Raw genomic sequence first — 12,561 nt, 5'->3', positions numbered from 1 at the left:
ACCGCCGTTCCCCGCACGGCGTCGAGGTCGGCGAGCCGCATCACACCCGACAGCGCCGGCTGGCCAGGCAGATCGGCGAACGCGACCCGCAACGGCGGCACCCGCAGCCGCGCCCGCCGCACGAGCGGTTCGTCGGCGAACAGCACGGCGGGGGAGGCATCCGCGATCACCCGGCCGCGCTCGATCACGAGCACCCGCTCGGCGTGCTCGGCGACCACCTGCATGTCGTGCGTCACCACGACGACCGTCGTGCCCTGCGCGTGCAGGTCGCCCAGCAGGCGCAGCAGCTCATCGGCGCGGGCGCGATCCTGCCCGTAGGTCGGCTCGTCGAGCACCAGCACGTCGGCGCCCTCGATGAGCGCGGTCGCGACGGACAGGCGCCGCTTCTGGCCCCCCGACAGCAGAAACGGATGCCGCGTCGCGTGCGCCGTCAGATCGAACCGCTCGAGCATGGCGTCGACCCGCTCGGCGACCTCGGCGGCCGAGCGCCCGCGCAGGCTGTGCGCGAGTTCCTCCCGCACCGTCGGTGCCACGAACTGATGCTCGGGGTTCTGGAACACGAAGCCGATGCGCCGGGTGGTGCGTCGGCGCGCGACGTCCGCACCCCGCACGTGGACGGTGCCGCGCGGCGTGCGTCGCACGCCCGCGATCGCCTGCGCGAGCGTCGTCTTGCCGGCGCCGTTGGGGCCGACGATCGCGACGAACTCGCCCGCGGCGATCGTGAGGGAGACGTCGTGCAGCACCTCGTCGCGCCCGTGGCGCAGCGTGAGTCCCGACACTTCGACGGCGTTCGCGGCGGGAGCGGTCGTGGAAGCGTCGGCCGGCGTGCGCGCTGCAGACGACGACGGTGCGTCGGCCGTCGCATCGATCGGCGGGGCCGCCGCGACGGCGGCGCGCAGCTCGGCGGCGGTCAGCGGCATCCGCTCGATCGGCACCCCGGCGCGCTGCAGCCGCAGGGCCGCCAGGGTGACCGCGGGAAGCCAGACACCGAGGGCGTCGAGCTCGGCGGCGCGGGCGCGCAGCACGTCGTCGACCGAGCCGTCGGCGACCGTGCGACCGGTGGCATCGAGCACGACCACGCGGTGGGCCACCTCGACCAGCTCGTCGAGATCGTGCTCGATCACGACGATCGCGTGATCGCCGGCCGACGCCAGGTCGCGCAGGGCGGCAAACACCTCGGCGGCGCCGGCCGGATCGAGGTTCGCGGTCGGCTCGTCGAGCACGATCGCGGGGGTGCCCATTGCGAGGGCCGCGGCGATCGCGAGCCGCTGCCGACCGCCGCCGGAGAGGATGTCGGGGTCGTCGTCACGGCGCTCCCACAGGTCGAGTCGCCGCAGGGCCGTCTCGACGCGCGTCGCGATCTCGGCGAGCGGGACGCGCAGGTTCTCGGGGCCGAAGGCGACCTCGTCGCGCACGCGGGCGGTCACGATCTGCGCATCCGGGTCCTGGAAGACCAGCGCGACCCGCGACGACAGCTCGGCGACGGTCGACGCGGATGCCGCGGCATCCCCGATCACGACGTCCCCCGTCACCTCGGCGTCGAGGTGGTGCGGGATGAGTCCGTTGAGGGTGAGCGCGAACGTCGACTTTCCCGACCCGCTCGGCCCGAGCAGCAGCACCACCTCGCCAGGGTGAACGCTCAAGCTCGCGCCCGCGGGCACCGGCGTGTCGGCGTCGATGTGGCGCACGGCGACGCCGTTCGCGTGGATGACGGGAGCAGGGGACACGAGACCTCGACCGACGGAAGTGAGCATCACCTAACCTACCCGGCTGTCCGCGGGAGGATCCTGTCAGCGACGGGCGGCGACTCCCGCGCTGCGCAGCCGGGCGCCGACGGCGAGACCGACGGCCGTCCACGCGACGGGGCCGAGCACGCTGATCGTGAGGTACGCCGCCTGAACCCACGGCGCGAAGCTCCCGAGGTCGACGATGAGCGCGACGACGACGGCGATGATCGCACCGACGATGACCGCGGACACGAAGAAGCGCCATGGAGCCCACGACCGGTACCGGGTGAGGGCGGCGACGCCCTCCTGGATGCCGCCGATGAGCAGGGCGGTGCCGATGTAGCGACCCGCCCACTGCGGGCTGGTGGCGCTGGCGACGAGCGCCGCGAGCACGTGCGCGAGCAGCGCCACCCAGGGCAGCCGCACGACCTCCTGCGCGATGATGCCGGGCAGCACGTGCACGCCGAGCACCAGGCCGTAGAGCATCGGTGCGGTCGCGATGACGATCGGGGTGATCCATCCGGCGATGCCCCCGAGGAGCCCGGTGGCGACGCCGATCGCGGCGCAGATCAGCAGGACACGGGTGGAGAGGGCGGATGGTCGGGCGGCCACGTGCTCAGCGTAGCGACGCGTTCTCGTGAGAGTTCTCTCATGAACCGTGGATATGTGTTCGTTGAGAATTCGCTGTGAGGTACCTTCGGGCCCACGCGGCCTCCGGGCCGTGGCACGTGTTCCGACATCCCCCCACGAATGGAGCGCAGTACATGGCACACCTCCGCCTGAAAGCTGCGGCGGCCGTCACCCTGGCCGCACTGATCGTCAGCGGCTCGGCCGCGGCGAGCACCGCAGCCGAGCCCGGCCCCGCCGCGCCCACCCCTCTCGATCTGCCCGACGGCCGCTACATCGTGCTGCTCGACGAGAAGCCCGTCGCCACCTACGAAGGGGGCGAGCCCGGCCTCGCCCCCACCAAGGCGAAGGAGGGCGAACGGCTCGACGCGGCCTCACCGCAGGCGAAGCAGTACTCGAGGTTCCTCCAGAACCGGCAGAAGGATGTCGCCTCCAGCGCCGGAGTGACACCCGACACGACCTACCAGATCACCCTCAACGGCTTCAGCGCGAACCTCAGCGGCGCGCAGGCGTCGAAGCTCAAGGGCACGAAGGGGGTGCTCGGCGTCTACGCCGACGAAGTGCGGCATCCCGATGCCGTCCCGTCGACCCAGTTCCTCGGTCTCGAGGGCGCGGGCGGAGTGTGGGAGGGCGTCGGCGGCATCGACAAGGCCGGCGCGGGCATCGTCGTCGGCGTCGTCGACACCGGCATCTCGCCCGAGAACCCGTCGTTCGCGGGCGACCCGCTGTCGACGACCCCGAGCGACACGCAGCCCTACCTCGCCGCCGGCACCGACGCCGACGGCGCCGCCGTCACGCAGGTGGTCTACAAGAAGTCCGACGGCGGAGAGTTCCGCAGCACGGTCGTCGACAAGCCGGGAGCCGGCAAGGACGCCTGGAGTGCCGAGCAGTACTCGACCAAGCTCGTCGGCGCGCAGTACTTCAGCGAGGGCGCCGCCGCCACCGGGTTCTCGTTCGCCTACGACTACCTGTCGCCGCGCGACGGTGCCGGTCACGGCTCCCACACGGCCTCGACCGCTGCGGGCAACAACGGGGTCGACGCGACCGTGGAGGGCGTCGCCTTCGGCGCGATCTCGGGTGTCGCCCCGGCCGCCAAGGTCGCCGCCTACAAGGCCTGCTACGACGGCCCCGATCCGCTCGTCACGACCGACGACATCTGCGCCCTGAGCGACCTGCTCGGCGCGATCGATCAGGCGACGGCCGACGGCGTCGACGTCATCAACTACTCGATCGGCGGCGGGTCGGCGACATCCGTGCTGCAGCCCGACGACATCTCGTTCTACAACGCGGCCGCCGCGGGCGTGTTCGTCTCTGTCAGCGCCGGCAACTCGGGACCGGATGCCTCGACCGCCGACCACGCGTCGCCCTGGTACACGACCGTCGCCGCCTCGACCATCCCGACCTGGGAGGGCACCGTCGAACTGCCGAACGGGTTCCAGAAGGCCGGCGCCTCGGTGAGCGTTCCGTTCGGGGAGCGGGTCACCGGCCCCGTCGTCTACTCCGGCGACGTCGCGCTCGCCGGCAACGCCGACGCGCCGCTGTGCTACCTCGGCTCGCTCGACCCGGCGAAGGTCGCCGGCAAGATCGTCGTCTGCGACCGCGGTTCGAACGCCCGCGTCGAGAAGTCGCAGGCGGTCAAGGAGGCCGGCGGCATCGGTATGATCCTCGTGAACGTCACGCCGGGCTCGCTCGACAACGACTTCCACAGCGTGCCGACCGTGCACCTCCCCGACACCGATCGCACGGCTCTGCTCGACTACGTGCGCGGCACGGCGGACGCGACGGCGACCCTGATCGGCGAGAACGTGACCGGCGTCGAGACACCCACCCCGCAGGTGGCCGGATTCTCGAGCCGCGGCCCGATGCTCGCCGACGGCAGCGACGTCATCAAGCCCGACATCTCGGCGCCCGGCGTCGCGATCCTCGCGGCCACGAACAACGCGCCGGGCGCCGACCCGACGTTCGGCATCCTGTCGGGCACGTCGATGGCGGCGCCCCACATCGCGGGGCTCGCGGCGCTCTACCTCGGTGAGCGACCGAACGCGACGCCCGCCGAGATCAAATCGGCCATGATGACGACGGCCTACGACACGAAGGATGCCGCGGGCGCCGCGGTCACCGATCCGTTCACGCAGGGCGCCGGTCACGTCGACCCGACCGCGTACTTCTCGCCGAGCCTGCTGTACCTGAACGGACCGGCGGACTGGGCGGCCTACCTGCAGGGCCTCGGGCTGCACGACTTCGGCGTCTCGCCCATCGACGCGAGCGACCTCAACCTCGCCTCCATCGGGATCGGCTCGCTGGCCGGCTCGCAGACGGTGACCCGCACGATCACGGCCACCGAGGACGCCACGTTCACCGCGAACGTCGACCTCCCTGGCTTCGACGTCACGGTCGCGCCGTCGACGGTGAGCCTGAAGTCGGGCGAGAAGGCCGACGTGAAGATCACGGTGACCCGCACGGACGCCCCCGTCGAGAAGTGGACCCACGGGTTCCTGAGGTGGACGGGCGGCACGCACGCCGCCCGCTCGCCGATCGCGGTGTACCCGGTCTCGGTCGATGCCCCGGCATCGGTGTCCGGCACAGGAATCTCGGGCACCGCCGACGTGACGGTGACCCCGGCGGTGACCGGCGACCTCGACCTCGCCGTCTCCGGCCTCGCCCCGGCGACTCTGCTGACCGACCCCGACCTGGCCGCCGTGCCCGGTCACTCCGGTGACCAGGACACCTTCTCGGAGGAGGACGGCCAGTACAACGCCTACATGGTGGTGGATGTCCCGCAGGGGTCGACGTATGCCCGGTTCGACGTCGACTCCTCGGATGACACCGGGTCCGACCTCGACCTGACGGTCTACCGGGTGGTGTCGCCGACCGACTGGCGCTACTACGAGAACTGGTCATCGGCGACGTCGTCGGCCGACGAGTCCGTCGCGCTCATCGCGCCGACGGCGGGCACCTACCTTGTGCAGGTCAACCGCTATGCCTTCACGTCGCCGTTCACGTGGGATGCGACGGCTGCGGTCGTCGGCGACGGCGCGGGTGTCGGCTCGCTGACCGCCTCGCCGGACCCGCTGCCGACGACGAGCGGGCAGCCCGCGACCTACACGCTCAGCTGGTCGGGGCTCGACGCGTCCACCCGCTACTTCGGGATCGTGCGCTACGGCGATTCGGCGGCGACGACGGTGCTCACGGTCGACAGCGGTGCGGCCGCTCCGGTCGCCACCGCCCCGCCGACCGTCACGGGCACGCCGAAGGTGGGCAGCACTCTCACCGCGACGGGCGGCACCTGGAATCCCGCGGACGTGACGCTCGCCTATCAGTGGCTGCGCGACGGCTCACCGATCGACGGCGCGACCGGCACGACGTACAAGGTCACCAAGGCCGACGCGGGCACGACGCTGTCGGTCAGGGTGACCGCGACTGCCGCCTCCTCGCCCAACGCCGGCACGGCGGACAGCGCCGGCGTCGTCGTGAAGGCGTCCTCGTCGCTGAGCGTCACCGTGAACCCGTACCTCGGGCGCACGTCGACCACCTTCGTGGTGAACCTCGCGGTGAAGCCGTCCCACGGTCCCGCGGCGACCGGCGCCGTCACGGTGTGGGTCGACGGCCGGAAGTACACGGCCGACCTCGCCGACGGGAAGGCGTCGATCACCCTGCCGAAGCAGTCCCGCGGTGTGCACTTGATCGTCGCCCAATACGGCGGCAGTGCGGTGCTCGACGGGTCGTTCGGGGCATCCGGGTTCCTGGTGTTCTGACACCCGACCAGGTGGACGAGGGCGTCTCGGCTCCGGCCGGGGCGCCCTCGGCGCTCGTCAGACCCGGCGGCGCCGGGTGGTGAGCCGAACACCCGGCAGCGGCGGGGCCGGGATCCGCTCATCGCCGTGGTCGACGACGCGGCCGAAGCGCTCGGCCCCCGCCTCCCAGGAGTCCCGGGCGGCGACGATCTCCTCGTGCGTGCGCGCGACGAAGTTCCACCACATCACGATGTCGTCCTCGAACGGCTCGCCACCGAGCAGGAACAGCGTCGCGCCGCCGTCGGTGCTCACCTCGATCTCGTCCCGGTCGGTGCCGAGGTAGATCAGGTCGCCCACCCCGAGCGACGCGGGGGTCGCCGGCGTCGTGTCGGTCTGCACGGCGAGATCGCCGTCGACGGCGAGCACAGCGTGCTCCCACGCGGCATCCACCGGCAACACGACCCGCGAGCCCGGCGCAAGATGCACCTCGGCGCCCACGAGCGGGCTGTAGGCGGTGGCCGGCGAGGTCACTCCGGCGAAGGACCCCATCACGACCAAGCCGACGGCGGGCTCCCCCACGGTCGCCGCGAGCGTCACTTCGGGTAGTCGTTCGTGACGTTCGAACGCGGCCTCGCCGTGCCGCCGCGCCTCGGGAAGCGCCACCCACAGCTGGAGTGCGTCGAGCGGGATCGGGCCGTCGCCCACCGAGTACTCCGAATGCGCGACGCCGGCGCCCGCGGTCATGAGGTTGAGCTGTCCGCGCGTGATGACCACGTCGCTCGAGACCGAGTCGCGGTGCCGCACGCGGCCCTCGAACGGCCACGTCACGGTCTGCAGCCCGATGTGCGGATGGGGTTCGACGCGCATCGTGGTCGTCTGCGGGCCGAATCGGTCGAGGAAGCACCATGCGCCGACCATCGGCAGATCACGCTGCGGCAGCGCTCGCGTGACGGTCATGCCGCGCACACCGCCGAGCGGAACATCGCGCGAGCCGAGCACCAGCGCGCGGGGTCCGACGCGTCGGACGGATGCCGCGACATCCGTCTCGTCGTCGGTCATGACCGCACCTCGGGCCATGCGATCACGAGACCGGCGACCTCCGTCTGCTCGAGGTAGCGCACCACGAACGGGCACAGCGGCACGATCGTGGTGCCGCGGGCGGCCTCGTCGGCCAGGGCCGCGCTCACGAGCACCGAGCCGAGTCCCCGACCGCCGAACGCCGGGTCGACCACCGTGTGCGGATAGACCGCGCGGCCGTCGTCGTCGATCTCGAACACCGTGAACCCCGCGATCGCGCCGTCGACGGTGACCTCGTACCGCCCGGCCTCATCGTTGCGCGTCACGGTGATCTGCTCGTCCTGCGGGGGCATGCGGCATCCTCTCGTCGACAGGTCCAACGTAGGCCGCCGGGCTCGTGTTCCGCGAGCCGGACAGGTGACGACGGATGACGCGTCCCACCCGCCCCCGCACGGCCCCCGCCTACCGTGGAACACGCGCGCCGCAGCGGCGCGGGCGACGGAGGGGTGCGATGACGGCGACGTGGAGCGACCGTGCCCCCGGCCAGCCCGTCGTGCCCGACCGGTTCTACGCCGACGAGCTGCAGCGCGCCGCCGACCGCCGGGCGCGCGTCGCCGCACCCGTGACGTCGCCGTACGACGGAGCGCCCGCCGAGCTCGCCGCCCGCGTCGCGCAGGCCGCTCTCGAGGTCGCGCCCGCGGCGATCGCCCTCTCGCACGACATCTACGACCACCCCGAGGAGGCGTTCTCGGAGGTGCACGCGGCCGCCGCGGTCGCGGCCCTGGTCGAGCGCGCGGGGGTGCCGGTCACGGTCGGCGTGTTCGGCCAGCCGACGGCGCTGCGTGCCGAGATCGGCCGGCCGGGACCGGTCATCGCCCTCCTCGCCGAATACGACGCACTTCCGGTGATCGGTCACGGGTGCGGACACAACGTCATCGCCGGGGCCGCGGCCGGTGCGTTCCTCGCGCTCGCCCGCATCGCCGACGACCTGCCCGGTCGCGTCGTGCTCCTCGGCACGCCCGCCGAGGAGGGCAACAGCGGCAAGGAGCTCCTCGCCCGGGAAGGGGCGTTCGACGGCGTCGACGCGGCGATCATGGTGCACCCCTTCGGGTACGAGGCCATCGACCACCCGTTCATCGGGCGACGCATCCTGCAGGCCCGCTTCACCGGCGTCAGCGCGCACGCCTCGGCCTCTCCCTTCCTCGGGCGCAACGCCCTCGACGCCGTCGTGCTCACCTACCAGGCGGTGGGGCTCCTGCGGCAGCACCTGCCGCAGGGCGACCGGCTGCACGGCATCGTGCGGGAGGGCGGCGACCGGCCGAGCATCGTGCCCGGCCGGGCGAGCATCGAGTTCTACCTGCGCTCGCACCACCCCGAGACGCTCAAGGACCTGAGCGCCCGCGTCGCGGACATCGCGCGCGGCGCCGCGCTCGCGACGGGCACGGGCGTCGAGCTGGAGTGGGACCCGCAGCCGTTCACCCTGCCGATCCGATCCAACGCCTCGCTCGGTGAGCGGTGGGCGGTGCATCAACGGGCTCGTGGCCGCGTCGCGCATCCCGCGGGGATCGCTCCGCTCGAGCTGGCCGCGTCGACCGACTTCGGCAACGTGAGCGTGCGCGTGCCCGGGATCCACCCCGTGATCGCCGTCTCACCGCCCGACGTCGGACTGCACACGGCCGAGTTCGGCGAGTTCGCGCGGGGTGCCGCGGGCGACCGCGCGGTCTCCGACGGAGCGCACTCGCTGGCGCTCACGGCGCTCGACTTCGTCGCCGACCCCGACCTGCGTGCCGCCGTGCACGACGACTTCCACCGCGCGGGCGGTGTGCTCGACGTCGCCCGCTACTTCGACTGACCGAGGAGCACCATGACCGAGCCCGTCGTCCACGTCCTGCACGAGAACGCCGCGTGGCTGCAGCCGTTCCGCGCCGCGCTCGACGCCGAAGGGGTGCCGTTCGTCGAGTGGGAGCTCGTCACCGGCTCGATCGACCTCACCGAGGATCCGCCGCCCGGGGTGTTCTGGTCGCGCATCAGCGCCTCGAGCCACACTCGCGGGCACACCCACTCCAAGGACTACGCCCGCGCGGTGCTGTCGTGGCTCGAGGCCGCCGGCCGGCGCACCGTCAACGGTCGGCGCGTGCTCGAGCTCGAAGTGAGCAAGGTGGCCCAGCTCGCCGCGCTGCGGGCCGCCGGGATCGACGTGCCCCGCACGATCGCCGTCGTCGGAGACGGCATCGCCGACGCCGCCCGCCGCATCGGCGGCCCCGTGATCGTGAAGCACAACCAGGGCGGGAAGGGGCTCAGCGTGCAGCGCTTCGCCGACGCCGACGAGGTCGTGCAGTGGGAGGCCGCGGCATCCGATGATCCGCCCCAGGACGGCATCACCCTCGTGCAAGAGCTGCTCGTCGCCGAGACGCCCCGCATCACCCGCGTCGAGATCGTGGGCGGCGAGTTCGTGTACGCGATCAACGCCGATACGTATCACGGCGGATTCCAGCTGTGCCCCGCCGACGCGTGCGCGGTCGACCCCGAGACCGGCCGGTTCATCGTGCCGCCCGGCGCGGTCGAGGCGCCCGTGCCGGGAGTCGGCCTGTTCTCGCTGCGCACCGACCCGCCGGCCGATCTGGTCGACGCGTTCGTCGCGTTCACCCGGGCGCAGGGCATCGAGGTGGCGGGCATCGAGTTCATCGAGACGGTCGACGGGCGCCGCGTCGCCTACGACGTCAACACGAACACGAACTACAACGCCGATGTCGAGGCCGTCGCCCCGGCATCCGCCCCACGGCAGCTGGCGCGCTTCCTCGGCGGGCTGCTCGCGCAGGAGTCCGCACGCGCGGCGGTGGCGACCGGCTGACCGTGCACCGGGCCGCCGCGGCGCGCGACTGCGGCAGACTCGAGGGGTGACCACCCCGCTCGTCGATGCCGCCCGCGCGGCCGCGGGCGACCCCGATCGCCTCTACGACGCGTTCGTCGCGTGGGCCTCCGAGCGCGGGTTCGCGCTCTACCCCGCCCAGGACGAGGCCGTGATCGAGCTCGTCTCCGGCGCGAACGTCGTGCTCGCGACTCCGACCGGCACGGGCAAGTCGCTCGTCGCGGTCGCCGCACACGCGGCATCCCTCTCCCGCGGGGAGCGCACCTACTACACGGCGCCCATCAAGGCCCTCGTGAGCGAGAAGTTCTTCGCACTCGTCGAGATCTTCGGGGCCGAGAACGTCGGCATGGTCACGGGCGACTCGTCGGTGAACCCGGATGCGCCGATCGTCTGCTGCACAGCCGAGATCCTCGCGAACCTCGCCCTGCGCGAGGGGGCGGCCGCCGATGTCGGCCAGGTCGTGATGGACGAGTTCCACTTCTACGGCGACCCCGACCGCGGGTGGGCGTGGCAGGTGCCGCTGCTGCTGCTTCCTCGCGCGCAGTTCCTGCTGATGTCGGCCACCCTCGGCGACGTGACGGCGATCGCCGACGACCTCACCCGACGCACCGGCCGGGTGACGACAGAGGTGACCGGGATCACCCGTCCCGTGCCGCTGCACTTCTCGTACGCCCGCACGCCCGTGCAGGAGGTCGTGCAGGGGCTTCTCGACGAGGCCGAGACGCCGGTGTACATCGTGCACTTCTCGCAGGCGCAGGCGATGGAGCGCGCGCAGGCGCTCGCGAGCATCAAGGTCGCGAGCCGCGAGCACCGCGACCGCATCGCGGAGGCGATCGGCGGCTTCCGGTTCACGACGGCCTTCGGGCGCACCCTGTCGCGTCTCGTCCGCGCGGGTATCGGCGTGCACCACGCCGGCATGCTGCCGCGGTATCGGCGGCTCGTCGAGACCCTCGCCCAGCGGGGACTCCTGCGGGTGATCTGCGGCACCGACACCCTGGGCGTGGGTATCAACGTGCCCATCCGCACGGTGCTGATCACCGCGCTCTCGAAGTACGACGGCACGCGGATGCGGCAGCTCACCGCCCGGGAGTTCCACCAGGTCGCCGGGCGCGCGGGCCGGGCCGGCTTCGACCCGTACGGCAACGTCGTCGTGATGGCACCCGAGCACGAGATCGAGAACACCGAGGCGGCCCGCAAGGCGGGTGACGACCCGGCGAAGCTGCGCAAGATCGTGCGCAAGAAGCCCGCGGCGGGCTTCGTCTCGTGGAGCGAGACCTCCTTCGAGCGCATCCGGGATGCCGCGCCCGAGGCGCTCGTGCCGCAGCTGCAGCTGACGGCGGCGATGCTCATCAACGTGATCGCGAGGGGTGGCGACGTGTTCGCCGACGTGCGCTCGCTCGTCTTCGACAACCATGAGCCCCAGCCGCGCCGGTACGAACTCGCCCGCCGTGCCCTCGCGATCTTCCGCACGCTGCGGCAGGCCGGCATCGTCGAGGTGACGGGGGAGGGGGACATCCGGCTCACGGTCGACCTGCAGCCGAACTTCGCCCTGAACCAGCCGCTCTCGCCTTTCGCCCTCGCCGCCATCGATCTGCTCGACCCGTCGGACGCCCCCGGCGGCGCCGGCACCGGGCACTACGCGCTCGACGTCGTGAGCGTGATCGAGGCGACGCTCGACGACCCGCGTGCGGTCCTCGGCCAGCAGGAGTTCCGGGCGCGCGGCGAGGCGGTCGCGGCGATGAAGCGCGACGGTCTCGACTACGACGAGCGCGTGGCGGCGCTCGAGGAGATCACCTACCCGAAGCCGCTCGCCGGGCTGCTCGCCCAGTCGTTCGAGGTCTTCGCGTCGAGCCAGCCGTGGGTGCGTGACTTCGAGCTGCGTCCGAAGGCCGTCGTGCGCGACATGTACGAGCGGGCGTTCTCGTTCGCCGAGTTCGTGTCGTGGTACCAGCTCGGCCGCAGCGAGGGACTCGTGCTGCGCTACCTCAGCGACGCGTACCGGGCGATCCGCCAGACGGTTCCGGCCGACGCGCGCACCGAGCAGCTGCTCGACGTGATCGCCTGGCTCGGCGAGCTCGTGCGACAGATCGACTCGAGCCTCGTCGACGAGTGGGAGCAGCTCGTGAACCCGACGGGCGATCCGGATGCCCCGGTGGTGCCGCCCGCGCCCCCGTCGGTCGTCGCCAACAGGCGCGCGTTCACCGTGCTGGTGCGCAACGAGCTGTTCCGTCGGGTGCAGCTGGCCGCGCTCGAGCGCGACGACGAGCTCGCGGAGCTCGATCCGGATGTCGACTGGCCCGCCTTCCTCGACCGGTACTTCGCCGAGCACGACGACATCTCGACCGGTGGTGCCGCCCGCGCACCCGTCTACTGCGCGATCGACGAGTCGGATTCCGCGAACGGAATATGGCGGGTCGAGCAGACGATCGACGACCCCGCCGGCGACCACGATTGGCGCATCCGTGGGGAGGTCGACCTCGCGGCATCCGTCGACGAGGGTGCTGCCGTCGTGAGGGTCACCGAGCTGCTGCGGCTCTAGCACGCCGGCGATGCCGCCCCGGGGCTTCCGCGCGCACGGCGCGCGCGG

At 72.3% G+C, this 12,561-nt stretch carries 8 protein-coding genes; 4 read left to right on the top strand and 4 right to left on the bottom strand.

All coding sequences use genetic code 11. The features are described from left to right. The coding region (locus tag BGO15_RS00915; RefSeq protein ID WP_286746653.1) for an ABC transporter ATP-binding protein at positions 1-1,754 on the bottom strand (1,754 nt) is incomplete at its 3' end. Positions 1,755-1,790: 36 nt separating this feature from the next. Continuing rightward, the gene (locus BGO15_RS00910; protein ID WP_045247532.1) at positions 1,791-2,339 is read right to left on the bottom strand and encodes an ECF transporter S component; all 549 of its coding nucleotides are present in this window, start codon (positions 2,337-2,339) and stop codon (positions 1,791-1,793) included. Between the two features lie 152 nt (positions 2,340-2,491). On the opposite strand from BGO15_RS00910, the gene BGO15_RS00905 reads away from it, so the two are divergent. After that, the gene (locus BGO15_RS00905; protein WP_056519822.1) at positions 2,492-6,109 is read left to right on the top strand and encodes a S8 family serine peptidase; all 3,618 of its coding nucleotides are present in this window, start codon (positions 2,492-2,494) and stop codon (positions 6,107-6,109) included. Between the two features lie 57 nt (positions 6,110-6,166). Here the strand turns inward: BGO15_RS00905 and BGO15_RS00900 are convergent, their stop codons facing one another. Next, complete coding sequence (locus tag BGO15_RS00900; RefSeq protein WP_056519843.1) at positions 6,167-7,147, bottom strand: pirin family protein; 981 nt, start codon at positions 7,145-7,147, stop codon at positions 6,167-6,169. Next, positions 7,144-7,458 (bottom strand): GNAT family N-acetyltransferase, encoded by a 315-nt coding sequence (locus BGO15_RS00895; RefSeq protein ID WP_056519819.1) that lies wholly within the window; start codon positions 7,456-7,458, stop codon positions 7,144-7,146. The genes BGO15_RS00900 and BGO15_RS00895 overlap by 4 nt, the downstream gene beginning before the upstream one ends. A gap of 158 nt (positions 7,459-7,616) precedes the next feature. On the opposite strand from BGO15_RS00895, the gene BGO15_RS00890 reads away from it, so the two are divergent. From BGO15_RS00890 to BGO15_RS00880, 3 genes are read left to right on the top strand one after another with little or no spacing between them, the layout of a single operon-like run. After that, positions 7,617-8,957: an amidohydrolase gene (locus BGO15_RS00890; protein WP_056209612.1), complete on the top strand. Its 1,341-nt coding sequence runs from the start codon at positions 7,617-7,619 to the stop codon at positions 8,955-8,957. A 12-nt stretch (positions 8,958-8,969) separates the two neighbouring features. Beyond that, entirely contained in the window at positions 8,970-9,956 is a 987-nt protein-coding gene (locus BGO15_RS00885) for an ATP-grasp domain-containing protein (protein WP_056209614.1), read from the top strand. Between the two features lie 46 nt (positions 9,957-10,002). After that, positions 10,003-12,513, top strand: a complete 2,511-nt coding sequence (locus BGO15_RS00880) for a DEAD/DEAH box helicase (RefSeq protein ID WP_056519815.1) — start codon at positions 10,003-10,005, stop codon at positions 12,511-12,513. The last annotated feature ends 48 nt before the right edge of the window (positions 12,514-12,561 follow it).

This window comes from Microbacterium sp. 71-23 (assembly GCF_001897265.1).
Taxonomy (GTDB): Bacteria; Actinomycetota; Actinomycetes; order Actinomycetales; family Microbacteriaceae; genus Microbacterium; species Microbacterium ginsengisoli.
This window is presented reverse-complemented; position numbering and strand designations above follow the sequence as displayed.